The organism is Polaromonas aquatica (genome assembly GCF_050626995.1).
Taxonomy (GTDB): Bacteria; Pseudomonadota; Gammaproteobacteria; order Burkholderiales; family Burkholderiaceae_C; genus Polaromonas; species Polaromonas aquatica_A.
This window is the reverse complement of sequence record NZ_CP192467.1, coordinates 1,778,221-1,803,582: the sequence shown is the minus strand read 5'-3', so window position 1 is coordinate 1,803,582 and position 25,362 is coordinate 1,778,221. Positions and strand designations below refer to the sequence as shown.

At 62.2% G+C, this 25,362-nt stretch carries 12 protein-coding genes and 1 riboswitch; of the genes, 8 read left to right on the top strand and 4 right to left on the bottom strand.

The annotated features are described in order from the left end of the window. The first annotated feature begins 271 nt into the window (after positions 1-271). Both ACQ4MS_RS08640 and ACQ4MS_RS08635 read left to right on the top strand, forming a co-directional pair. Positions 272-787 (top strand): serine O-acetyltransferase, encoded by a 516-nt coding sequence (locus tag ACQ4MS_RS08640; protein ID WP_431099040.1) that lies wholly within the window; start codon positions 272-274, stop codon positions 785-787. After that, entirely contained in the window at positions 774-1,811 is a 1,038-nt protein-coding gene (locus tag ACQ4MS_RS08635; RefSeq protein WP_431099039.1) for a glycosyltransferase family 2 protein, read from the top strand. The genes ACQ4MS_RS08640 and ACQ4MS_RS08635 overlap by 14 nt, the downstream gene beginning before the upstream one ends. A 50-nt stretch (positions 1,812-1,861) precedes the next feature. On the opposite strand, the gene recQ is transcribed toward ACQ4MS_RS08635, so the two are convergent. After that, positions 1,862-3,754, bottom strand: coding sequence for a DNA helicase RecQ (gene recQ, locus ACQ4MS_RS08630; protein ID WP_431099038.1), 1,893 nt, complete (start codon positions 3,752-3,754; stop codon positions 1,862-1,864). Positions 3,755-3,871: 117 nt separating this feature from the next. After that, positions 3,872-4,264 (bottom strand): rhodanese-like domain-containing protein, encoded by a 393-nt coding sequence (locus ACQ4MS_RS08625; RefSeq protein ID WP_431099037.1) that lies wholly within the window; start codon positions 4,262-4,264, stop codon positions 3,872-3,874. Between the two features lie 69 nt (positions 4,265-4,333). On the opposite strand from ACQ4MS_RS08625, the gene ACQ4MS_RS08620 reads away from it, so the two are divergent. Further along, positions 4,334-5,380 (top strand): homocysteine S-methyltransferase family protein, encoded by a 1,047-nt coding sequence (locus ACQ4MS_RS08620; protein WP_431099036.1) that lies wholly within the window; start codon positions 4,334-4,336, stop codon positions 5,378-5,380. Positions 5,381-5,642: 262 nt separating this feature from the next. Further along, on the top strand, positions 5,643-6,626 hold the full coding sequence (locus ACQ4MS_RS08615) for a Bug family tripartite tricarboxylate transporter substrate binding protein (RefSeq protein ID WP_431099035.1): 984 nt from the start codon (positions 5,643-5,645) through the stop codon (positions 6,624-6,626). 61 nt (positions 6,627-6,687) lie between these two features. Here the strand turns inward: ACQ4MS_RS08615 and ACQ4MS_RS08610 are convergent, their stop codons facing one another. Continuing rightward, positions 6,688-7,296 (bottom strand): Crp/Fnr family transcriptional regulator, encoded by a 609-nt coding sequence (locus ACQ4MS_RS08610; protein WP_431099034.1) that lies wholly within the window; start codon positions 7,294-7,296, stop codon positions 6,688-6,690. Positions 7,297-7,389: 93 nt separating this feature from the next. Then, positions 7,390-7,486, top strand: a riboswitch (S-adenosyl-L-homocysteine riboswitch). Positions 7,487-7,501: 15 nt separating this feature from the next. Here ACQ4MS_RS08610 and metH point away from each other — a divergent pair. The 4 genes from metH to ACQ4MS_RS08590 all read left to right on the top strand — a co-directional run bounded on the left by metH (position 7,502) and on the right by ACQ4MS_RS08590 (position 23,916). Beyond that, positions 7,502-10,321 carry a methionine synthase gene (gene metH, locus ACQ4MS_RS08605; RefSeq protein ID WP_431099033.1) on the top strand — a complete coding sequence of 940 codons (2,820 nt, stop codon included), beginning with the start codon at positions 7,502-7,504 and terminating at the stop codon, positions 10,319-10,321. A gap of 264 nt (positions 10,322-10,585) precedes the next feature. Continuing rightward, positions 10,586-11,389 (top strand): glycine zipper 2TM domain-containing protein, encoded by an 804-nt coding sequence (locus ACQ4MS_RS08600; protein WP_431099032.1) that lies wholly within the window; start codon positions 10,586-10,588, stop codon positions 11,387-11,389. 684 nt (positions 11,390-12,073) lie between these two features. Continuing rightward, entirely contained in the window at positions 12,074-19,780 is a 7,707-nt protein-coding gene (locus ACQ4MS_RS08595) for an SdrD B-like domain-containing protein (protein WP_431099031.1), read from the top strand. After that, positions 19,777-23,916, top strand: coding sequence for an OmpA family protein (locus ACQ4MS_RS08590; RefSeq protein WP_431099030.1), 4,140 nt, complete (start codon positions 19,777-19,779; stop codon positions 23,914-23,916). Before ACQ4MS_RS08595 ends, ACQ4MS_RS08590 begins: the two co-directional genes overlap by 4 nt. Positions 23,917-23,955: 39 nt before the next feature. On the opposite strand, the gene ACQ4MS_RS08585 is transcribed toward ACQ4MS_RS08590, so the two are convergent. Beyond that, positions 23,956-25,326 carry a YifB family Mg chelatase-like AAA ATPase gene (locus ACQ4MS_RS08585; protein WP_431099029.1) on the bottom strand — a complete coding sequence of 457 codons (1,371 nt, stop codon included), beginning with the start codon at positions 25,324-25,326 and terminating at the stop codon, positions 23,956-23,958. Positions 25,327-25,362: the final 36 nt, after the last annotated feature.

The window sequence follows — 25,362 nt, the reverse complement described above, 5'->3', positions numbered from 1 at the left end:
CGGGGCACCTCATCATCACGGGGCACAATGCTTCTTTGAGGCTTGTTTGCGCTGTAGTGATACGGCAGCCGGGCAAGTTTCGGGTAAGTCCACTGGTACGAATCTTGCGCCGCATTTCCGCACGGGCTGAAATTTTCGGTCCAGGCTTTTGTCGGGTTCTGATGGACTTGCCGCGGACTTCTTCCCCCAATCCCAAGCGGCCTCCATTAGAGGCTGCGACCGTGCGAGGGGGTTTTCATGTCTTGATGCATGTTATGAAAGCTCAATAACAATGGCTTTTCTTGAAGACTTGCGTGTGGCGCAAGAAGGTGTCCTGTCTCTCGGCTTCTGGGCGCTGCAGGTATACAGGCTGGGACATCTGCGTTACCGGTTTCAGTCCAGGCTGGTGCGCTATCCGCTTGGCGCCCTGCACCTGGTGCTGGCCAAGCTGGCTGAAATGTTCTGCGGCGTGACGATCGGTGTCTCGGCCCGGATCGGGAGACGCCTCGTCATAGAACATTCCGGCGCGATTGTGGTGCACGGCAAGGCTGTGATCGGGGATGACTGCATCATCCGCCAGGGCGTCACCATCGGCAACCAGCGAATGGACAAGCCGCTGGAGGCGCCGCACATTGGCAACCGCGTGAACATCGGTGCCGGAGCGAAGATCCTCGGGGCCGTGCGGATCGGTGACGATGTCGACATTGGCGCCAATGCCGTGGTCATCACCGACGTACCCGCAGGCGCCCTTGCCGTGGGTGTACCGGCGCGCATTATCTTGCGAGGCACACATGATGGAACTCCCTGAAACCACCGCAGCCCCATGCCGGGTGAGTATCGTCATCAAGGCCCTGAACGAGGAAAAACGCATCGTCGCCGCGGTGGAGAGCGCGCTCACGGCCGTCCGGAGGGTCGGTGGCGAGGTCGTTCTGGCCGATTCCTGTTCCAGCGATCGCACCGTGGCACTGGCGTCTGCCTACCCCATCCGTATCGTGCAGCTGGCGCGAGCCGACGAACGCTGCTGCGGCGTCGGCCCGCAGCTGGGATACCAGCATTCAGAGGGCGAATTTGTGTACATCCTGGACGGCGACATGGAAATGCTGCCCGGGTTTTTGCCGGAGGCGCTGGCCTTCATGCAAGCGCACCCTGACGTGGCTGGTGTGGGAGGGCAGGTCGTCGAAATGAATACCAGCAGCCTGGAATATGTCGCCCGGGTGGAACGGGGCTTGGGCCACATGCAGGCGGGTATGGTGGACCGGCTGGACATGGGCGGCCTGTACCGCAGGGCCGCCGTGGAGCAGACCGGGTATTTTTCAGACCGCAATCTGCACAGCTATGAAGAGTTCGATCTGGCCATGCGCCTTCACGCCAAGGGCTGGAAGCTGTGGCGTCTGGGCGTCGATTCCGTGCGGCATCACGGCCATGACGCGCCTCCCTACCAGCTGCTGGTGCGCCGCTGGCGCAGCCGCTATATCTGCGGCCTGGGTGAAGTGCTGCGCGCGGCTTGGGGTGAGTCGCACCTGGGGCTGGTGCTGACGCGGGTGCGTGAGCTGCGGCTGTATGTTGCCGTGCTGGCGTGGTGGGCAGTGCTGCTCGCCGTTCTGGTGGTTCCCATGCCGTGGACAGTGCGCATCGGGGCCTTCTCCTGCATTGCAGCGGCACCGTTGTTGCTGATGACATGGCGAAAGCGCAGCGCCACCAAGGCAGTGTTCTCGGTCGTATCGTGGTGCTTTAACGCCGCTGGCCTGGTGCGCGGATTGTTGACACCGCAGCGTTCTGCGCGCGCGGCCATAGACAGCGTCGAAATCCGGAATACGCCTGGCGCAACTTAAGCGGCCGGGCTGACGGTAACTGCGGGATCCGGTCACCGGCTTGCGATGGCCTAATCAGCCCCGGCGCAGACGCGCAGCACTTCAGCTCCGTAGGCCTCAAGCTTTTTGACACCAATACCACTGATGCCTTCCAGGTCGGTAATGCTTTGCGGTGCGCATTCGGCAATGGCACGCAAGGTTGCATCATGAAAGATCACGAAGGCCGGCAGGTTGTGTTCGCGGGCGACTTCGGCGCGCCAGGCTTTCAAGCGGGCCAGGCGTTCCAGTGCACCGGCGTTGAGCGAGGCTTCGGCCATGCCTTTGGCCGAGGTCTTCGTGCCTTTCTTCGCGCTGCCTTTGCGCCGTTCGCCGGTGCCGGCTGACTGCTCGCGCAGCATCACGCTGACCTCGCCCTTGAGGACCTGGCGCGCATCGGGCAGCAGCTGCAGCGTGTTGAACGCGTCGGGGTCGACCCGCACCATGCCCTTCGCAATCAGCTGGCGCAACACGCCACGCCACTGAACTTCGGACAGGTCGGCGCCAATGCCGAAGGTGCTGAGCTTGTCATGGCCATACTGCAATACTTTTTCTGTCGCCTTGCCGCGCAGGATGTCCATCAGATGGCCGGCGCCGAAGCTGATGCCGCTGGCTTGCTGCACACGGTAGATGCAACTGAGCATCTTGCGTGCGGCTTCGGTCGCGTCCCACACCGCAGGGGGATTCAGGCAGTTGTCGCAATTCCCGCAGGGCTGACTGTCTTCGCCGAAATAACCCAGCAGGCTGACGCGCCGGCAGCGCGTGTCTTCGGCCAGGGTTAGGAGGGCGTCCAGCTTGCCGCGCATCACCTGCTTGAACTCTTCGCTCGCCGCTTCGCTGGTGTCTATCATGCGGCGCTGGTTCACCACATCCTGCAGGCCGTACGTCATCCAGGCGTTGGCAGGCAGGCCGTCGCGGCCGGCACGGCCTGTTTCCTGGTAGTAGCCTTCGATGTTTTTCGGCATGTCCAGGTGCGCGACAAAACGCACATCGGGCTTGTCGATGCCCATGCCGAAGGCAATCGTCGCGACCATCACCGTGCCTTCCTCGCGCAGGAAGCGGTCTTGCCGCTGTTGGCGCAAGGCACTGTCCAGGCCGGCATGGTAGGCCATGGCCTTGAGGCCAGCGTCCTGCAGGGCCTCGGCAATTTCTTCCACGCGTTTGCGCGACTGGCAATACACAATGCCGGCTTCCCCGGTGTGTTCGCTTTCAATGAAACGCAGCAGCTGGCGCGTGGCATCGGTTTTTTCGACGATGGTGTAGCGGATGTTCGGCCGGTCAAAGCTGCTGACAAACGCGCGGGCATCTTCCAGCTTGAGCCGCTCGATCATGTCCTGCCTTGTCAGGGCATCCGCGGTGGCTGTCAGTGCGATGCGCGGCACGTCCGGGAAGGTTTCATGCAGCAGGCTCAGGGACCGGTATTCGGGCCGGAAGTCGTGGCCCCACTGGCTCACGCAATGTGCCTCGTCAATCGCAAACAGGCTGAGCAGGCCGCGTTCATGCAGCGAGCCGAGCAGGCCTTTCATGCGCGGCGTGTTGATGCGCTCGGGCGCCGCGTACAGCAGCGTCAGCTCGTTGCGCAGCAGCTGCTTTTCAAGCTGGCTGCTTTCTTCAAAGCTTTGAGTCGAATTCAGGAATGCGGCGGATACACCGGCCTCATGCAGGGCGCCTACCTGGTCATGCATCAGCGCGATCAGCGGCGAGATCACGACAGTGACTCCGTGGCCGGCGTTCTGCCGGACGATGGCCGGAATCTGGTAGCACAGCGATTTGCCGCCGCCGGTGGGCATCAGCACCAGGGCATCGCCGCCGCGCACCACGTGTTCCACGATGGCTTCCTGCGGGCCGCGGAAGCTGTCGTAGCCAAAAACCCGGCCGAGCACGTCCAAAGGGGTCGGCAGAGGCGTAGAAATGGGCAGTGATGACAAGGTTTAAGCCGGAAAGCCGGGACGGTAAGAGATGGATGCTATAAAAATAGGAGCTGCTTGCGCCCGAAACATAAGGGATAGGGGCCCGTTTGATGCATAAATGTCGGTAAAACCCGGCTACATCTGCTCCCAGGGTAAACCGTCAAAACGCCAGCCGGAAAGCGTGGATCGCTGGAACTGTTCGTCCAGTTCACCTTCAAAGCCGTGCACCACATGCTGCACATCAGAAAAGCCGGCCGCTTCCAGTGCCTTGCCGGCGTCCAGCGTGCGTTTGCCGGAGCGGCAGATCAGCAGCACTGGCTGCGTCTTGCTGATGGCTTCACGCGCCACGGCATCGGCAAACTTCTGCGCGTCTGGTTGCAGGTCGGGGTACTCGTACCACGGCACGTTGATGACCCCTGGCGGACGGCCGACATACAGCGACTCGATCTCCATGCGCACGTCCACAAACAGTGCGTCAGGATGTGTCTGCAGCCAGGTCCAGGCTTCTTTGGGTTGAAAGTTTTTCATGTTCAGGGCAATACCCCTATTGTCGAGGAAAGTCCGCCGTAAAACGGAGCCCATCTTAAAATCGGGGCCATGAAGCCAATCACCTACACCCGCGGCCAGCAACTTCCGGCGATCCTGGAACAACGTATCGCCATCCTTGACGGCGCCATGGGCACCATGATCCAGCGCTTCAAGCTCAACGAAGCCCAGTACCGCGGAGAGCGTTTCAAGGACTTTCACAAGGACGTGAAGGGCAACAACGAGTTGTTGAGCCTGACGCGTCCCGACGTGATCCAGGACATCCATGAAGGCTATCTGGCTGCGGGTGCCGACATGATTGAAACCAACACCTTCGGCGCCACCACGGTGGCGCAGGCGGACTACGACATGGCTGAGCTGGCCGTCGAGATGAATTACGAGTCGGCCCGTATCGCCCGCGCTGCCTGCGACAAGTTTTCGACGCCCGACAAGCCGCGTTTTGTGGTCGGCGCCCTCGGCCCCACGCCCAAGACGGCCAGCATCAGCCCTGACGTGAACGACCCGGGCGCGCGCAACACCAGCTTTGAAGAACTGCGCAAGGCGTATTACGAACAGACCGAAGCACTGGTCAAGGGCGGCAGCGATGTGCTGCTGGTCGAGACCATCTTCGACACGCTCAATGCCAAGGCGGCCTTGTTTGCCATCGACGAATACTTCGACAATTCCGGCGAACGCCTGCCCCTGATCATCAGCGGCACTGTGACGGATGCCTCGGGCCGCATCCTGAGCGGCCAGACCGTGACGGCCTTCTGGCACAGCGTGCGCCACGCCGCACCGCTGGCGATCGGCCTGAACTGTGCACTGGGCGCCACCCTGATGCGCCCTTACATCCAGGAGCTGGCCCGCGTGGCGGGCGACACCTTCATCAGCTGCTACCCCAATGCCGGCCTGCCCAATCCCATGAGCGATACCGGCTTTGACGAGACGCCGGATGTGACGTCACGCCTGCTGCGCGAGTTTGCAGAAGAAGGCCTTGTCAACATTGTGGGCGGTTGCTGCGGCACCACGCCGGACCATATCGGCGCCATCGCCCACGCTGTAGCGCCCGTCGCTGGCCGTTCATTGCAGCGCGGCGCCTTCTACAAAGAAGCCGCCTGACAAGGCGGGCTGCCCGGCATCGCGCCGGGTAGTACCTGTCATGCCCGGGCCGTACCTGTTACGACGTGGACGAAGCCGGCGCTGCGGTCCCTGCGCAATTAATAAGCATGAATATGAGATGACATGCCTGCCACGGCCCGGAATGTCATATTTAGCGGCTATAGTCACGCTCCTTTGCCAAGCCCTGTTTCTTATTCGGTGCCGCGCCCTGCAGCGCTGATGGCCTGGCAAAACAAAGCAACACTACACAAGCAAGGAAATCATGAAGGTGGGTTTATTCATCAAGGCCGCTGCGGCATTCACGTTGGCGATGACGGCGATCTCAGGTTACGCGCAATTGGCGCCCCAAAAACCGGTGACGATCATCGTCCCCTATCCAGCCGGCGGCCCGCTGGACAATGCCGCACGCATCCTGGCAGAGAAGCTGCGCCCGTTGCTTAAAACAGAAGTCACGGTCGACAACCGGCCGGGCTCTGGCGGAAATGTGGGCGCGGCCCTCGTTGCCAAGGCGCCCGCAGACGGGCATACGCTGGTGATGGGCGCGGTGGCCACGCATGCCATCAACCCGTGGCTCTATCCGAACATGCCCTACGACGCATTGAAGGATTTCACGCCCATTACGTTGGTGGCCCGTGTGCCTAACGTGCTGGTCATGAATGCCGAAACGGCCAAACGCCTGAAAATCAAGGACACCAAAGACCTCATCGCCTATGCGCGCAAGAACCCCGGCCGGCTGAACTATGCCTCCGGCGGCAATGGCAGCGCCGGCCATCTCGCGGGCGAGCTGTTCAAAAGCCTGGCGAAAATCAGCGTGGTACACCTGCCTTCCAGCGGCTCGGCCCAGGCGCAGGCTGGCCTGCTGTCCGGCCAGACTGACCTGATGTTCGACAACCTGGCCTCCGCCAGCGCCAACATCAAGTCGGGCAAGCTGGTCGCTTTTGGCGTGACCACCATCAACCGCTCCAGCAGTTTCACGGAGATTCCGACCATCAACGACGTGTTGCCCGGCTTTCACATCAGCACCTGGTTTGGTATTTTTGGCCCGGCCAACCTTCCGAAAGCTACTGCAGACCAGCTTCAGCGGGCATTCGCCGACGCGCTCAACACGCCCGATACCGCGGAAAAGTTTGCACGCATGAGCGCTACGCCCAGCCCCATGAGCTCTGCCGACTTTGCCTACATGGTGATGAAAGAGCACGCTGACTATGGACGCCTGATCAAGGTCGCCAAAATCAAGCTCGACTAAATCGAAACGGCGGAAAGGGCGGCTAGCCTGGCGCCTTCGCCGCTTTTCTGTCGGATGGAAATCAGCCGGGCATCAGCCGGTCGATTTCCTGCTGCATGGCTTGCACCAGCTGGCTGTACATCTTGAGTTTTTCGCTGGTGTCGCGCAGCCGTTCGGCGATGCGCAGCGATACGGCAAACATCAGTTTGGCCGCAGTCACCGGTTGCTCTTCCCCCATTTTTTCAAGCGCCGCCCGCGACAGCACGGCGCAGCTCACGTCGCTGCTGGCGGTGCATGAGGCCAGCCGTGCCTGGCCGTCGACCAGGCCCATCTCGCCGATCAGGCTGCCAGGGCCCAGCACCGTGATGGTGACCGGCGTGCGACGGCTGACCACAATGCTCTCGACCGTGACTTCGCCCTCGAGCAGCAGCACCATATAGCCGGTATCGCTCTTGTCGCCTTCACGGATGAAGGTCGTTCCCTCGGAAATCCTGCGCGGCGTCATGTAGCTGACGACAGTGAAGGCCTCTTCGGGCGTGAGCTGCATCAGGGCGGTTGGTGCAATCAGCAGCCTGGCGGCGAGCTCGGCCGTGCTGGAGCCTTCAATGACCCGCATGCGGTCTTTGGGACGCATGGACTCGGGCGCATCGGGCGTTCCCTTCTGTTTTCTGCCGAACAGGTTTTCAAACATGGTGGCTCCGGCTATCCCCTGGACTTTTGTTGGTATCTCTGGCCATTGGCGCCAGGATATGGCGCGGGCGGCGTTCAGCCCTTAAAATGATGGTAACCCAAGGAGCGTTGCAGCGAACACTAGCGTTCGTCAGGCTTGGGTTACAGGCGGCGGCTTCCGGCAGCTCCTGCAGCAACGACGCTCACCTTTGCCTCAAGGTGAGTCCGTGTCTGAAACTGAATCTTTACCCTTTGTCCCTCCCATGAAGCTGTCCGGCCTGGAGCCGGTCGCCATCGGCGCGGGCACGCTGTTCGTCAACATCGGCGAGCGCACCAACGTCACGGGCTCCAAGGCCTTCGCTCGCATGATTCTGAACGGGGAGTACGAGCAGGCACTGGCCGTGGCCCGCCAGCAGGTGGAAAACGGCGCGCAAATCATCGACGTCAACATGGACGAGGCCATGCTGGACAGCCAGGCCGCCATGGTGCGCTTCCTGAACCTGATCGCCAGCGAGCCGGACATCGCCCGCGTGCCCATCATGATCGACAGCTCCAAATGGAGTGTCATCGAAGCCGGCCTGCGCTGCATCCAGGGCAAGGGCATCGTCAACTCCATCTCGATGAAGGAGGGCCTGGAGCCCTTCAAGCAGCAGGCCAAGCTGCTCAAGCGTTATGGTGCGGCGGCGGTGGTGATGGCCTTCGACGAAAAAGGCCAGGCCGATACGTATGAGCGCAAGGTTGAAATCTGCGAGCGTGCTTACCGCGTGCTGGTGGACGAGCTGAACTTTCCGCCAGAAGACATCATCTTCGACCCCAACATCTTTGCGATTGCCACCGGCATCGAAGAGCACAACAACTACGCGGTCGACTTCATCAACGCCACGCGCTGGATCAAACAAAACTTGCCCGGTGCCAAGGTCTCAGGCGGCGTGTCCAACGTGTCCTTCAGTTTTCGCGGCAACGACCCGGTGCGCGAAGCCATCCACACCGTGTTCCTGTATCACGCGATCCAGGCCGGCATGGACATGGGCATCGTCAACGCCGGCATGGTCGGCGTGTACGACGACTTGGACCCGGTGCTGCGCGAACGCGTCGAAGACGTGGTGCTCAACCGCACGCCTGTCTACAAGCCGGGTGAGCCCGAGCTCACCCCCAGCGAACGCCTGATTGAAGTGGCCGAAACCGCGAAAAGCGGCGCCAAGGACGACAGCAAGAAGAATGAGTGGCGCGCCCTGCCGGTGCGCCAGCGCCTCTCGCACGCGCTGGTGCACGGCATGAACGAGCACATCGTCACCGACACCGAGGAGGTGTACCAGGAGATCCTGGCCGAGGGTGGCCGGCCGCTGCACGTCATTGAAGGCCCGCTGATGGACGGCATGAACATTGTCGGCGACCTGTTCGGCCAGGGCAAGATGTTCTTGCCCCAAGTCGTCAAAAGCGCCCGCGTGATGAAGCAGGCCGTGGCACATTTGCTGCCCTATATCGAAGCCGAAAAGCTGCTGCTCGAAGCCGCAGGCGGCGACGTCAAGACCAAGGGCAAGATCATCATCGCCACCGTCAAGGGCGATGTGCACGACATCGGCAAGAACATCGTCACCGTGGTCTTGCAGTGCAACAACTTCGAAGTCGTCAACATGGGCGTGATGGTGCCCTGCCATGAGATCCTCGCGCGTGCCAAGGTCGAGGGCGCGGACATCGTCGGCCTCTCAGGCCTCATCACCCCCAGCCTGGAAGAAATGCAGTACGTGGCGGCCGAGATGCAGAAGGACGACCACTTCCGCATCAAGAAGATTCCGCTGCTCATTGGAGGCGCCACTACCAGTCGCGTGCACACGGCCGTCAAGATTTCGCCGCACTACGAAGGCCCGGTGGTCTATGTGCCCGATGCGTCCCGCAGCGTGAGCGTGGCGCAAAGCCTGCTGTCCGACCAGGCCGCCAAATACATTGACGAGCTCTACACCGACTACGACAAGGTGCGCACCCAGCATGCCAACAAAAAGCAGGTGCCGATGTGGCCGCTGGCCAAGGCGCGCGCCAACGCCACGCCTATCGATTGGGCTCACTACAAACCGCCCGTACCGAAGTTCATTGGCCGGCGCGTCTTCAAGAATTTCGACCTCGCAGAACTCGCGCAGTACATCGACTGGGGCCCCTTCTTCCAGACCTGGGACCTGGCCGGCCCCTTCCCTGCCATTCTGAAAGATGAAGTCGTGGGCACCGAAGCCGTGCGCGTTTATGCCGACGCGCAACGCATGCTCAAGCGCCTGATTGAAGGCCGCTGGCTCACCGCCAACGGCGTGATGGCGCTCTACCCCGCCAACAGCGTGGGCGATGACATCGAGATCTACACCGACGAGTCGCGCAGCGAACTGGCCATGACCTGGTACGGCCTGCGCCAGCAGACCGAAAAAACCGCGATTGATGGTGTGATGCGCCCCAGCCGCTGCCTTGCTGATTTCGTGGCACCCAAAGTGATTGCTCCTGAATTGATAGCTAATAAACAAGAAACTACCTCGGCTACAGGCCAAAAAGGCTTAAATCTGCCGGATTACATCGGGGTTTTCGCCGTCACGGCTGGTATTGGTGCCGAGAAGAAAGAAAAGTATTTCCTCGACGACCACGATGACTACTCGTCCATCATGCTCAAGGCGTTGGCCGACCGCCTGGCCGAGGCGTTTGCCGAATGCCTGCACCAGCGGGTGCGCAAGGATTTGTGGGGCTACGCGCCCGCCGAATCCCTGGACAGCGAGGCATTGATCGCCGAAAAATACCAGGGCATACGCCCCGCGCCGGGCTACCCGGCCTGTCCGGACCATAGCGTCAAGAAAGAGATGTTCGAGTTGCTCAAAGCCGAAGAAATCGGCATGGGCCTGACCGAAAGCCTGGCCATGACGCCGGCCGCCAGCGTCAGCGGCTTTTACCTGAGCCACCCGCAAAGCGCTTACTTCAACGTCGGCAAGATAGGCGATGACCAGCTGCAGGATCTCGCACAGCGGCGCGGCTTGAAGGCAGCCGAACTCCAGCGCTTGCTGGCACCCAATCTCTGAGGGCCTCGCACAACACCTCCTGCGCCGGCGCGCCCGCCAGTGATCCCCTTCGCTGCGCCGGGCGAGGGCGTCCCCTTTTGGGGGTTGCTCCTGGGGATAGCGCTGCACGGCGCATTTACTGCGACTTTGCCGCAGAATAACTTGCGTTTACATAAATACACCGCCGCCTGCCAATGCATGTTTACCTTCGGCATGGGACAGCGTTGAACAACCATCGATGACCCCGTATTGCAGGGGCGATCGATTTCATCAGAGGGAACTGCCATGAACACATCCACCGAAATGCTCCAGCCGGGCCAGCAGGCCTCATCGGCAAACAAACCCTTGTGGGCCGCTGTCGGCATACTGGGCATAGCCGTCCTGGCCATGGGCGGCACCATGATCTACCAGCTGCGCAACCCGGTCACGGCGACGCCGGTGGCACTTGCTGCACCGCAAGCCACTCCGCAAACGGCGCCTCCCACGGCCGCAGCCACCACGGCGGCGGACGACCTGGTGGAAAAGCCGGTTGCCGCGCCCGCCAAGCCGGCACCGGTGCCGACCAGGAAGGTGGTTAAACCCACACCCAAACCCGCACCTGCCCCGGGTTATGCCGGCATCTCGCCCGCGCCAACCCCATACCCTGCCCCGGTCGCTGTGGCGCCGGCGCCTGTGTGCCAGATGTGCGGTGCGGTGGAATCCGTGACACCGGTTGAGCGCTCCAGCAAGCCGGCCGGCCCGGGTGTCGGCGCTGTGGCGGGTGGCGTACTGGGCGCCGTGCTCGGTAATCAGGTGGGCCACGGTGGAGGGCGCACGGCCGCCACCATCCTGGGTGCGGTGGGCGGCGGTTTCGCCGGCAATGCCATTGAAGGGCATGTGCGCAAGGAAACGGTTTACCAGGTCGGCGTGCGCATGGAGGACGGCTCGCACCGCGTGGTGGAAGTTGCTCACGCGCCCAGCGTTGGCAGCCGGGTGACGGTCGAGGGGTCGACCTTACGCACCCAGGACGGCGCCAGTTATGGCCCCAAACCGCCGCCAGCCCCTGTCGCTGCGCAGCGGCAGTCGTCCCCAGGGTCCGGCGACCGCTGACCAGGCCAGGGCCTCGAAAGAGCGCTGGTCCCAGCATGTGCACTGAGGCCGGCGTGCCCTGCTGAGCCCCTCTTCCCGGAAAGATGACGGGCTGCGGAAGCCGGTTTCATGGCCCTTTCCAGAGCCGGGACAGCGCCAATTTAAAAAAACAGCTTTAAAGGGCGATGTCCCCTTGAAGGCGCGGCCTTTCTGCGCCAAGCCGTTCGCAATCCCGCATCCGGGTGGATGAGGCGCATGGCGATAGCCGTCACGCGGGCTTTTCGGCCATTCGAGGCTTGCAGCCCCGCATGGGCCGTGGCGGTCATCACTGTAGGTGGTGAAGCTTTGGCCGTGGCAACTTCCTTTGCAAAAAACACATCCGTGACCGGCGCCCTTCGCGGTTTTTGCTGTTGCCAAAAATGTCCATTTCGTTCGCGCAATTACAACGAAAAATTACATAAAAACACAAGTAGAGTTAATGGAGTTGTTAAAAAGTTCCATCTTTGTCACGTGAAACTAACAAAACGGGAAATTTAGTACTACAAAAATCGCAAGATTGTTAATCTGCGCACAGTTTCTTACCGGTAAGTTGTCTGACATAAGACATGCCGAGTGAAGGCTGTGCGTTCCCAGCCAGCGTTGACTCGGTGCTCCCCGTGGACTGCTTACCGGCACGGTCCCAAGCATTCACAGAGTCGAACTGCCATGTTGTTGTCCTCGAAATTCCCGGCAAAAGCCGTTGCCGGTCCCCTGCTTCGCGCTGGCGCTCTCGGATTGGTCATTGGATTGATGCCTGTTGCGGCCCAGGCCTTGACGGCCTCGGTGACCGCGATCATTCCGGCGCAGGGGATGTATCCCGGCGAGACGGCAACCCTGCGAATTACCCTGTCCAACAGCGACCCCATCCCGGCAACGAACGTCGCCTTCGGAAACAGCCTTCCGGGCGTTCTGCCGAACGGCCTCAGCGTGGCCGCTGCAGCGACAAATGGTTGCGGCGGGGCATTTACCGCCGCCCAGGGAACGCAGGCGCTGGCGCTGACTGCTGCCACCATACCCGCCGCGGTCGGTGGGATTGATGGCCAGTGCGTTATCGACGTCCCAGTCACGGTCGGCACCTCGACCGGCAACGCGACCTCTTACGCGTATGAAATCCTGAACGGCGCGGTAACCAGCGACGTCGGCAGCAATGTCGGAAATGTTTCCCAGACCTTCGTGGTCAGGGCATTGCAGCAGCCGCAAATTTCAAAGGCATTCACCAGCCCGACGCTGGTGCTCGGTAGCGCTTCGACGCCCCTGACCATCACGCTGACTAATCCGAACCCGGTGGCTATCGCCGGTTTCAGCTTCACCGACAACTTTCCGCAGCTCGGGGGCAGCGCCATCATGAAGGTCGCGGCAGCGCCCGGCGCGAATGCGAGCTGCACCAGCGGCCCCGTACCGGCGTTCAACCCCGCCGTGGTTGCGGGTGCTACCAGCGTGACAGGTACCGGAGATCTGCCGGCGAACGGGAGTTGTACCTTCGTGGTGAACGTGGAGGCAAACCAGACCAACGGTCAGTTCACGACAGGCTCCCAGAACAACATCATCAACCGGAGCACCGACTTCACCAACGCGCTTGGGATACCCGCCCAAGCCAATGCGCAGGCCAATGTGACGGTCCGCTCACCGCTCGGTGTGGCCAAGGCGTTCACTGGCACTTCGCTGTCCAGCGGCTCTTCGAACACCTTCACCATCACTTTGAGCAACAGCGGCAATACCCCGCTCAACGTGACGACCTTCGACGACAACCCGATTGACGGCCTGGGCGGCGCCAATCCGGCGACCGGGCTGAACGTCACCTCTGCGGTGACCAGCTGCGCCGGGGGTGCGGCCACAGCCATCAACAGCAACAAGGGCGTGCGACTGACCGGCGGCACCATCCCCGCGAACGGCAGCTGCACGGTCACCGTCACTTACACAGGCTTTGTCCAGGCCAACGGCGTTCCGGTGACCTACACCAACAGCATTGCCGAAGGCGCCGTTGACGTGGGAGACGCCGCCATCAAGAGCCAGGCGGTATCCGCCACCATCCTGGTCGCCGACGACCTGCGCGTCCTCAAGTCGGTGCAGCCAACGGCTCCGGTGTCGCCCGGCAACCCGATCCGCTACCAGATCACCGTGCAGAACTATGGTGCTGGGGCCATCAGCAATGTATCGGTGACGGACAACTTCACCCAGGGCCAGACATTTCTCACCGGCACGATCAACGGCATCAACTACACCCCGACCGTCAGCGCAGGGTGCGGCAACGTCAACTCAGCGAGCCCGGTGGGCAGTACCGCGCCGGTTCTTGTCGTCGATACACTCCCGGCCCGCACCAGCGTCAGCGTACCCGGTGCCTGTGTCATCACCATGTGGGCGATGGCGTCTACCGTCACCGTCGCATCGGCCTCCAATTCGATTGCCGCCGGCGGCGTTTGCTACAACGCGGGTGCGACCTGCAACGGCGGCGGCTCGAATGTCACGAATGTAGGTACCAACGCGAATGTGCTGGCTGCCAGCAAGGCTTTCGCTGAGTCGTCTCCAGGCACCAGCACCTATGCCGAAGGAACCATCGTCCGCATGACCATCACGCTGACGAACAAGTCGGCCAACCCGCTCACCAATGTTTCCATCTCGGACACGCTGCAGCTGGCAAACAGCGGCGGTGGCCAGTTGCGCATTGCCAATCCGGCCAACGCTGCAAGCACCTGCGGCAGCCCTACCATCACGGCGGTTGCCGGCGCCACCTCGGTAAGCCTCAACAACGGCACTGTTCCCGCCCGTCTTCTCAATGGCCTGGGCGCAGACGGGGCTTGTGTGCTGCAGGTGGATGTCGTCGGGCCCGCCGGCGTGTATCCCAATACTGCGACGGTCGGCGGCACACAAACCTACGGAAACGGTACTACCCAAACCCTGGCTCCGGTACTGACCAACACCGCGACCTTGACGTACACATCCGCGCTGACAGCAAACAAGACATTCAATCCGGCTGCTGTGTCTTCGGGTGGTAAATCAACGGTCACGGTACAGCTCGTGAACTCCAGCGCGCTTGCCTTGACCAACGTCAGCGTGACCGACCCGCTCCCGGCAGGTATGGTGCTGGCAACGCCGCCCAATGCACAGACAACCTGTGCAGGAACCACTTCGTTCACGGCGGTTGCCGGGGCGGGAAGCGCGACGCTGACCGGCGCTACCGTCGCGGGTGGCGGCAATTGCGCTTTCCTGTTTGATGTCGTGGCGACAGGCGGTGCGAACTGGGTCAACAGCATTCCACCGGACGGCATCCTGGCGGACGGCGGTGTGCGCAATGTCAGCGCCGTGACCGGCACGCTGCTGTTTAATCCGCCCACTGGCCTGGCAGTCAGCAAAACGACCTCCATCAGTTCCCTGGCCTTCCCCGGCCAGCCGAGCCGGCTGACGATCAACATAGCCAATGGTTCGCAGGCCGTCACGAATCTGGACCTCACCGACCACTTCACCGTTGGCGGTGTTTCAGGGGGGACCAATAATGGATGGGTGCTGACGCCGGACCCGGCGCCCGCGACGACGTGCCCCGCCGGTGTTGTGACCGCGGTGGCAGGCGCGCGATCGGTCCGCCTGGCAGGCGCAAATCTGGCTGCAAACGCGACCTGTCAGGTGTCGGTCAACGTGACCTCGGCCGTGACCGGCGGCAACACGAATACCATCCCGGCCGGTGCCGTCAGGACCGACCAGAACCTGACGAATACCAACCCGGCTACCACCAGCCTGGCGATCAGCACGAATATCGGCATCGTCAAGCAGTTCATGCCCAACCTGGTGAACCCGGGTACCCGGTCCCGCTTGCGGATCACTTTTTACAACCCGCTGTCACAACCCGTCAGCAACCTCACGGTGACCGATACCCTGCCGGCTGGCGTGACCATTCCAAGTGGTGCCAACCCGACGACGACATGCCAGGGTGCGACGGTTTCCTCGACGGCGAATTCGGTGCAGCTCTCCGGCGGCATCATTGTCGCTGCGACGGGAAATGTACCGGCAACCTGCCAGGCAGAAATTGATGTCTTTGTGGCGGCACAAGGCGACTATGTCAACACCATTCCGGCCAATGCCCTGACCGCTACCGCCGGGGGCAACGCACTGGCGAACACCCAGCCTACGAGCGATACGCTGCGCGCACGGTCGCCGATTGTGGTGCACAAGGCCTTCAGCGCCCGCACACTGGATGCGGGTAATCCTGTCGGGTTCACAACCGGCTCCGACACCAAGGCGCCCGGTGCGGTGTCGGTGATGACGATCCGTTTCGACAATCCCAACAACACTCAGCTCAACGGCATGGCCTTGACGGACGCCTTGCCCGCGGGACTCGTCGTCGCGCCCACGCCGGCCGTGGCCACGACCTGTGCGGGAGGCACTGTCGTTGCGGCGGCGTCCGCCACCAGCGTCCGCCTGACCGGAGCCACGCTCGCGGCCAATGGTTTCTGTACCGTCACGGTCAATGTGCTGAGCAATATTTCGGGTGTGTATACCAACACAATCCCCACCGGCAGCATTACCACCACCGAGGGCGTGACCAACCAGGAGCCCACCAGCGCACAGCTGATCACCTCAACTCCGCCGACTGTCGGCAAGCAGTTCACCCCTGCGGTGATTCCGCCCAACGGCGTATCGCGTTTGAGCATTGTCATTGGCAACACGAACGCCGCAGCCATGACCTTGAGTGCGAACTTTGACGACGTCCTCCCGACGGCGCCCGGCCAGATCCGTTTGACGGCGACTCCCGGCATGACAACGACGTGCGGAGGAACGGTAGTGGCCGCAGCCAATGCCACCAGCGTGCGGCTTAACAGTGGTGGCACGATCCCCGCAGGGGGCTGCACGATTGATGTCAATGTGACAGGGCTGACGGCGGGTGTGCACACCAACAACATTCCTGCGGGTGCCCTGCAGACCAATCTGGGCAACAACCAGGCGCCTGCCAATGCGACGCTGACGATCAGCACCCTTGGCTACATCTCCGGCAAGGTTTTCAGGGACAACAGCGTCACGCCAGACGGCATCTTCCAGAGCGGTACCGACACGGGGATCGCGGGGGTCGGTATTGATTTGCGCAGCGGTGCAAACTGCAGCGGCCCGCTGCTGTCGACCGGGACCACCGATGCGCTCGGCAATTACCTGTTCTCGGCATTGCCGGCCGGCAGCTACTCCGTGTGCCAGTCTGCGCAGCCTGCGGCCACCACCAACGGCATCACAACCGCCGGCACTATCAGCGGCGTCAATGGCAGCACAGGTACAGCCGGCACGGCGTCCAATCCAACGGCTACAACCAGCCAGATCACCAACGTTATCCTCAACGGTGACGGTGGCGGCGCTGAAGTATCCGGCTCTGTCAACAACAACTTTGCCGAAGTCGTGCCTTCGTCCATCTCCGGGAAGGTTTTCAAGGACCTGAACAACAACGGCACGCAGGACGGCGCGGACGATCCGCTGGCCGGCGTCACCATCGAACTTCGGGACGCGGGGGGCAATGCTCTGGTCGCGACCACAGTCACCGACGCGGCGGGTAACTACTCGTTCGCAAACCTGCTGCCAGGCTCCTACAGCGTGGTGGAGCCTGCGCAGCCAGCGGGTACTTCCAACGGCATTACCACCGCAGGCGCAGTTCCCAATGGCGGCACGCCCGGAACGGCGACCACACCGGCCGTTACCCCGAGCCGGATCAGCAGCATCGTGTTGCCACCCAACACGGCATCTGCCGGCAACAACTTCGCCGAGGTAGTCAATGGGGGCACGATCTCCGGCAAGGTTTTCCTGGACTATGACAACAGCGGTGCAGCGAACGGAAGTGACCACGGCATCGGCGGACAGACCCTTAACCTGACGGGTACCGACGTCAATGGGCTGGCTGTTTCCAGGTCAACAGTCACACTGGCCGACGGGACCTATAGCTTCACCGGCCTGGCTCAGGGTAGCTACACCGTGACGCAGCCCCTGCCGCAGGCGACGGGCACGACCAATGGCCAAACCATCGCCGGCAGCACGGGTGGAACGCCGACGTTGCCGGCCAACCCGGTGTCTTCGATCTCGACGATTCCGCTCGCCACCGCCAACGCGGTGTCGGCTGACAACAACTTCGCCGAAATTCCGGGCAATGCGCCTGATCTGGCGATCACCAAAACACACTCGCCGGTCAGTTTTGCCCAAGGATCCAGCACAGGCTTCTACACCATCAGTGTTTCCAATATCGGCGCGGCGGCGACGACCGGAACCGTCACCATGGTCGATACCTTGCCCGTGGGCATGACGGTAGCTGCCGTCAATGGTGGCGCAACCTGGTCTTGTTCCAACACCGCCACAACCGTCACCTGCAACACCAGCAGTGTGATCGCCTCCGGCGCGGCGGCGCCCGTCATCACAGTGCGTGTCGCGGTAGCCGCAGGTTTGTCCGGGCAGGTTCTGGTGAACACGGCTGTGGTTTCCGGCGGCAACGAACCGAGCGGCTTTGATGGCAACAACACGGCAACCGACCCCACGGCGATCTCCGACGTGGCAGCGGTGCAGGGCACTGTCTGGCGCGATCTCAACCATGACCGCATCAAGGACCCTGGTGAGCCCCTGGTGTCTGGCTGGATCGTCGAGCTGACACTGGGCGGCGTGGTGGTGGGTACCACCACCTCTGGCGCCAATGGTGCTTACAGCTTCCCCAGCGTGGCACCTGGCTCTGGCTACCAGATCCGTTTCCGCGAACCCACCAGCGGCCGTATCTATGGGCGCCCGGTGCCCAACGAGACCGGATTGCCCTATACCAATGGACAGGTCAATTCGACCTCCAATCCGGCAGGCGCCACCAATGCGGATGGAACACTGCGTGAACTGACATTGACTGCCGGCACCACGACCTTGGCCCAGAGCCTGCCGCTGGATCCGAGCGGGGTGATCTATGACGCGGTGAGCCGTCAGCCTGTGCCCAACGCCATCGTCACACTTTCAGCCCCCGGCCTGACAGCTGCCGATGTGATTGGTGGCAGCCTGAGCCAGACCACAGGCGCAGACGGCGCTTACCAGTTCCTGCTGCTGGGTGGTGCGCCTGTGGGAGGCACGCTGTACACGCTCACCGTGACCTCGCCGCCCGGTTACCTGCCCGGCCCCTCGGGGATGATTCCTGCCTGCACAGCGACCTTGGGTGTTGGCCTCGCACCGCCCAGCCCCGATCCGGCGCTGGTACAGAACAGCAACTTCGCGCCGGGTTCCGGCGTGCCGCTGCACAACCCCGCAGCCTGTCCCAACAGCACGCTGGCCCTTGCAGGAGGCGCGGCCACGACGCAGTACTTCTTCACATTCACCTTTGCCGCGATTCCCGGTTCCGCCAACGTGCTGAACAACCACATTCCGCTGGACCCGGTGCTGGGCGGTGCGATTGTGATGACCAAGAGCACGCCGCTGGTCAACGTGGTTCGCGGCGACCTGGTGCCCTACACCATCACGGCGACCAACACGCTGAATGCGGTGCTTGGAAACATCAATATCGTGGATGTGATCCCGGCGGGCTTCCGGTACCGCACCGGCTCGGCATCACTCAACGGTGTGGCACTTGAGCCCACGGTAAGCGGGCGCAACCTCACCTGGGCCGGGCAGACATTTGCCGCAGGTGAACGTAAAACCTTGCGCATGCTGCTGGTGGTCGGTAGCGGTGTGTCGGAAGGCACGTACATAAACCAGGTCGCTGCCCGCAATGCACTTGTCAATGCACAGGTGTCCAACACGGCCACCGCGACGGTGCGCGTGGTTCCCGACCCCACCTTTGATTGCTCCGACATCATCGGCAAGGTCTTTGACGACAAGAACGCCAACGGATACCAGGACGAAGGGGAACCAGGTATCGCGAATGTCCGCATCGCAACGGCGCGCGGTTTGCTGGTCACCAGCGACCACGATGGACGCTTCCATGTGGCTTGCGCGGCGATCCCGAACGCCGATCGGGGCTCCAACTTCGTGATGAAGGTGGATGAGAGAACCCTACCCTCGGGTTATCGCTTGACCACGGAGAACCCGCGCGACGTCCGGGTCACACGCGGCAAGATGGTGAAGCTCAACTTCGGTGCGACGGTTCACCGTGTGGTCCGGCTCGAGCTCACCGGCGCTGCATTCCTGAGCGACAGCACGCAGTTGCAGCCCGCGTATCTTGCGACGCTGGAAAAACTGCCTTCACAACTGGTGGCGCGTCCATCCATCCTGCGCATTGCCTATCGCCGCGGCGCGGAGGCGGCCGGGCTTGCGGAAAAACGCGTGTCGGCGATCAGTGACCGGATACAGGCCTTGTGGAAGGAAAGACGAAAGAAGGAGCGTGCGGAAACAGACAGTGAACCCCTCCATCCCTTGATGATTGAAACCGAGCTGGAGGCGGCGAAATGAACTTCCGTACACACACCATTGCCGTAGCCGTCAGCGTCCTCTGTGCGGGGTCTCCTGCTTTGGCCGCCACTGAAGTCAGCGGAAAACGGATTGACAATGGCCGCATCGACCTGTTCTCGGTTCCGCCTCCTGCGGAAGTGCAGCCGGCTATCCACTATCCACTGCCTTCGGGCATTACGCGGGAAGAGGCGGCAGGCATGCGCAGCCGCGCAGCGCAGGTGCCGCAGAGCATTGCTTCCGTCAACAAGGCACTGGAAGAAGCCAGCGGCCTGAGCCTTTTTGTGTCGGGCAAGGCCGAATTGATGCCTGCCGCCAAAGCATCTATCGAAGCACTGGCTGCCGAGATACGTGCCAAAGGTGCAACGTCTCCGGGCATGCGCATTGCCGTTGTCGGGCACACAGACAACCAGCGGCTGGCGCCGGAGACCAGACGGATTTTCAAGGACAACCAGGGGCTCTCCGAGGCCCGTGCCCTGGCGGTTGCAGCCTATCTGAAGCAACAGCTGAACAATCCCGCCGTCACCTATTCGATCGAAGGTGCGGGCGAGAACAAACCGCTTGCATCAAACGCAACATCCGAAGGAATGGCGCGCAATCGCCGTGTTGAATTGCGCGTGTGGTTCGGAGCCGCAGCGCCGACCGCCGTTCCCGTTCCGCTGGCGGCCGCCAAGCCTTGCGCACCGCAGTCCGTCGGGCAGTCCACTGTGCCGTTTCGCATCACGATTGATGGCGAGCCCATCAATGCCTCCGAGATCCCCAATGAGGCAGACGGCCAGCGGTGCGCTGACATTGCGCTTGAGAAGGCTGACATCCAGGTGCGCTACGACAGCCTGGCCATTGCGCCGGTGATGAATGCCTGGGCCACACCCAATGCAGCCGTCAAGGGCGAGGCGGTGGAGTTTCGGGCCTGGTCGAACTACATTCCCTGGATCAAAAAAGCCGAGCTGCGGTTTTTCCGTGCAGGGCAGAAGACACAGGAGCAACCTTTTGAGATCGTGCCCATCACATGGTCAGGCGCGCTCAACTGGACCGTTCCGGCCAACACGGCAGGCGACCAGGTGTTCTACCTTTTGCGTGTTTATGACGCCCAGGGGCGTTTCGACGAGACCAGTCTGAAATCGCTGAACCTTTTGACGCGCGCCATGCCGGTCAATGCAGACGCGGAGAAGCTGGAGCGCGAGCGGCTGACAGGCTATGGCGAAAATAGCCTGGCCCTGCGCAACATTCCGGTGACAGGCGGCACCGTTACCGTCAACGGCACCAACCTCAAGCCGGGCCAGCGCATTGAAGCGCTGGGGCTGGAACTGCCGATCGACGCGCAAGGCAAGTTCGCCATGAAGCAGATCATGCCGGCAGGCCCGCAATCTGTGGAGGTAACGCTGAAACAACCTGATGGGCGCGCAAGCACTTTCCGCCGCAACCTCAACATCGCAGCAGATGACTGGTTCTACCTGGCACTGGGAGATTTGACGGTCGGGAAAAACAATGTCTCCGGCCCCGCCAAACTGGTGACCGGTGACCTGAATCACTACGAAGACAAGGTGTATGTCGATGGCCGCGCCGCTTTTTACCTTAAGGGAAAAATCAAGGGCGAGTGGTTGTTGACGGCTTCGGCGGACACTCGCGAAGGGCCCATCGAAGACCTGTTTTCCAACTTTTCCAGCAAGGACCCCAAGTACCTTCTGCGCAGCATTGACCCCAACCTCTATTACCCCGTCTACGGCGATGACAGCACGACGGTGGACGATGCGCCAACGCAGGGCAAGTTTTTTGTCAAGCTGCAAAAAGGCGATTCGTACGTCATGTGGGGCAACTTCCAGACCTCGTGGAGCGGAACGGAGCTGATGCAGTACTCGCGCGGCCTCTATGGTGCGCAAGTGCGCTACCGCTCCGAAGATGCCACGACTTATGGTGAGAAGCAGACCCAGATTGATGCCTTTGCCGCTGATCCGGGAACGCTGGCTTCGCGTGAGGAATTCCGCGGTACGGGCGGCTCGCTGTATTACTTGCGCCATCTGGACATCACGCAGGGCTCAGAGCGCGTCTGGATTGAAGTTCGCGACAAGGACTCCGGTATGGTGATTGAACGCCGCGAACTCGCGCCCACGCAGGACTACGAGATCAACTACCTGCAAGGCCGCATCCTGCTGCAGTCGCCCTTGTCCGCAACGGGCACAGGCGCAGGCTTGATCATGGCGTCGGCGGTGGGCGGCCAGCCGGTCTACCTCGTGACGACATACGAATTTGCGCCGGGGGTCACCGCCATCAGCAACCTGTCGACCGGTCTTCGCGCCAGCCAATGGTTGAGCGACCATGTGCAGCTGGGTGCCAGCAGCTATCACCAGGGCGAAACCGGATCCAGCCAGACGCTCAAGGGAATTGACGGGACGCTGCGCTACAAGCCAGGTACCTGGCTGAAATTTGAAGCGGCCCACTCCAAAGGCCCGGGCAATGGTGCTCAGACCTCTATTGATGGTGGTTTCGGATTCAACACGCTGAGTAACGGCGGCATCCAGTCCGCGGGTGCGGAACGCGTGGAAGGCTCGGTGGACCTGGCCGAAGTCACGGACAGCATGAAGGGGAAAATCACTTCTTATGTCCAGAACAGGGACCGCGGGTACTCGGCCCCGGGGCAGATCGGCATAGGCGGCGAGGCGGTTCGGCAAGCGGGTGCCGCCGCTGATGTAGAGGTTGCCGTCGGTACACGCGTCGTGGCCAAGGCAGACAAACGCGAAGGCGATCTGCAGAACAGCGAGAACGCCGAGCTTGCTGTGCGGCAGGCGCTGAACAGCGAATGGGAAGTCGCTGTCGGTGTCCGCGCGGATGACCGTTCCAATGTCACACCGAATGCCAGCCCGCTGCTCTCCCAGACTGGATCCCGGACGGACGCGCAGGTGAGGGCGGATTACCGGCCCGACCGCACGGACGGGAAACCTGGCGAAAAGGAAAACTGGGAAGCTTACGGTTATGTCCAGGGCACGCTGGAGCGCGACGCTACGCGCGACCCCAACAATCGCGTGGGCCTGGGTGGTGCATTGCAAGTCAGCGAACGCGTGAAGCTCAGCGGCGAAGCATCCAGCGGCAGCATGGGCGTTGGCGGCAAGCTGGGCGCCGACTACCGCATCTCCGACCGGAGCAATGCCTACCTTGCCTACACGATGGAAACCGAAAGCCCGGACGTGGCATGGCGCGGCCGCCAGGGAACGTTGGTCTCTGGCGCCAGTACACGTGTGTCGGATCAGCTGCGTGTCTTCGGCGAAGGCCGCGCAGTTAATGGTGCCGGCCCGCAAAGCCTGACGCAGGCTTTCGGCATGGACTGGTCACCCAATGACCGCTGGAACTGGGGCGGCAAGGTCGAGTTCGGAACTGTGTCTGACCCGTTGGCCGGTGACCTCAAGCGCCGTGCACTTGGCGGCTCGGTCGGCTATAAAAAAGGCGGCCTGAAGTACGGCGGCAACCTCGAGTGGCGCAATGACCGGAGCAAAGTGTCCGGGGAGCGCACAACCTGGCTGATGCGCAACACGGTAGGGATGCAGGTAGACCCTGCCTGGCGTGTTCTGGGCAAGCTCAATGTCTCGCGCTCAAGCAACAGCCAGGGCGCATTTGTGGATGGCAACTACCATGAGTTTGTCCTGGGCAGTGCCTACCGGCCGGTAGACAACGATCGCTGGAACACCTTGTTCAAGTACACCCATCTGCACAACGTGCCGACCTCGGGCCAGCTGACTCCTTCGGGCCAGGCGGCCGACTACGCGCAGCGAAGCCAGGTGTTTTCTGTGGACACGATTTACGATGTGAAGCCATGGCTCTCCGTCGGCGCAAAATACGCCTTCCGTATTGGCGAGCTGAAAACGCCGGTGGCCAGCGGGCAATGGTTCTCCAGCCACGCTGATCTCCTGATCTTCCGGGCGGACCTTCACCTGGTCAAGGAGTGGGACGCATTGATGGAGTGGCGCAATCTGCGAGCCACAGAGGCGCAGGATGCGAAGGCCGGCATGCTCCTGGGCGTCTACCGCCACCTTGGCAAGGGGGTGAAAGTGGGCGTGGGGTACAACTTCACCAGATATTCGGATGACCTGACCGATCTGTCTTACCGCAGCCGGGGCTGGTTCCTGAATGTGCTTGCCAGCTATTGAACGGAACGGCCGGCTTCGCACGTGTCATCTGCCCTGCCGTCAGTGCGCTGCCTTGAGCGCACGGCGGTACTGCACGGCTTCCGCAACATGGGTCACCTGGACAGCTTCAGCACCCGCGAGGTCAGCAATGGTCCTCGCCACTTTCAGGCAGCGATGGATGCTGCGGCCTGACCAGCCTAGCCGCGCTGCCGCGGTGTTCAGGAATTTTGCGGCCGCGTCATCGAGTTGGCATTGCGCGTCAATGGCCTGGCCTTCCAGTGCCTGGTTGGCAATGCCCTGCCGCGCGATTGCGCGATCACGTGCCGTGGCAACCCGGATCCTGATGACGGCGGTGCCCTCACCCGGTGGCGCGTTGACCAGTTCGTCCGCTGCAAGCGCTCCCACCTCCACATGCAGGTCGATGCGATCCAGCAGCGGGCCACTGAGCTTGCCCTGGTAGCGCGACACCTGGTCGGGCGAACAGCGGCAGGCCCCCAAGCTGGAGCCCAGATACCCGCAGGGGCAGGGGTTCATGGCCGCAATCAGCTGAAAGCGCGCCGGAAATTCAGCACGCTGGGCGGCCCGCGAAATGGTGATGGTGCCGGACTCCAGCGGTTCACGCAGCGCTTCCAGCGCCGCCCGTGGAAATTCGGGCAGCTCATCAAGAAACAACACGCCGCGGTGTGCCAGGGAAATTTCACCAGGCCGCGGCGGGGAACCGCCCCCGACAAGGGCCACGGCGCTGGCAGTATGGTGCGGTGCGCAAGTGGGGCGTATCGCCCATTTGTCGAGCGTGAACCGGCCACCCAGTGATGCCACCGCTGCGCTTTCCAGCGCTTCTTCGGTGGTCATGGCGGGCAGCAGGCCTGCAAAGCGTTGCGCCAGCATGGATTTTCCGGAGCCGGGAGCCCCCATCATCAAAATGCTGTGTCCGCCGGTCGCGGCAATTTCCAGGGCACGCCGGGCTGCCGCCTGGCCTTTGACATCAGCCAGGTCAGGGTAGGGGGCCTGCCCCGAAGACACGACAGGCTTGACGAGAGACCAGCCTTCTCCCGCTTCAACCGGAGTGTCCCCCGGCAAAAACTGCCTCACCACATCCAGCAAATGGTGCGCCATAAAGATTTCGGCCCCGGGGACAAGCGCAGCTTCCTGGGCGCTGGCATCGGGCAAGACCAGTTTCGGCAGTTTCTCGGCGGCCAGCCGCTGCGGGCGCGCCAAGGCAAGGCTCATGGCAAGCGCTCCCCGAATGGGCCGCAGATCACCGCCCAGCGACAACTCCCCGGCAAACTCATAGCCTTCCAGCTTTCGGGGGTCTATCTGGCCGCTGGCCGCCAGGATTCCCAGGGCGATGGGTAAATCAAACCGGCCGGAATCCTTGGGAAGGTCGGCGGGCGCCAGATTCACGGTGTTCCACTGTGTAGCATCAGGCATGAAAAGAGTAGCACTTCCCCAATAATGGTTAGAAGT

Excerpts from the sequence above, each read along its gene's own strand:
- ACQ4MS_RS08595 (WP_431099031.1), top strand. The coding sequence starts at position 12,074 with ATGTTGTTGTCCTCGAAATTCCCGGCAAAAGCCGTTGCCGGTCCCCTG.
- ACQ4MS_RS08585 (WP_431099029.1), bottom strand. The coding sequence starts at position 25,326 with ATGCCTGATGCTACACAGTGGAACACCGTGAATCTGGCGCCCGCCGAC.
- ACQ4MS_RS08635 (WP_431099039.1), top strand. The coding sequence starts at position 774 with ATGGAACTCCCTGAAACCACCGCAGCCCCATGCCGGGTGAGTATCGTC.
- ACQ4MS_RS08620 (WP_431099036.1), top strand. The coding sequence starts at position 4,334 with ATGAAGCCAATCACCTACACCCGCGGCCAGCAACTTCCGGCGATCCTG.
- ACQ4MS_RS08640 (WP_431099040.1), top strand. The coding sequence starts at position 272 with ATGGCTTTTCTTGAAGACTTGCGTGTGGCGCAAGAAGGTGTCCTGTCT.
- ACQ4MS_RS08610 (WP_431099034.1), bottom strand. The coding sequence starts at position 7,296 with ATGTTTGAAAACCTGTTCGGCAGAAAACAGAAGGGAACGCCCGATGCG.
- ACQ4MS_RS08590 (WP_431099030.1), top strand. The coding sequence starts at position 19,777 with ATGAACTTCCGTACACACACCATTGCCGTAGCCGTCAGCGTCCTCTGT.
- ACQ4MS_RS08615 (WP_431099035.1), top strand. The coding sequence starts at position 5,643 with ATGAAGGTGGGTTTATTCATCAAGGCCGCTGCGGCATTCACGTTGGCG.
- ACQ4MS_RS08600 (WP_431099032.1), top strand. The coding sequence starts at position 10,586 with ATGAACACATCCACCGAAATGCTCCAGCCGGGCCAGCAGGCCTCATCG.
- ACQ4MS_RS08625 (WP_431099037.1), bottom strand. The coding sequence starts at position 4,264 with ATGAAAAACTTTCAACCCAAAGAAGCCTGGACCTGGCTGCAGACACAT.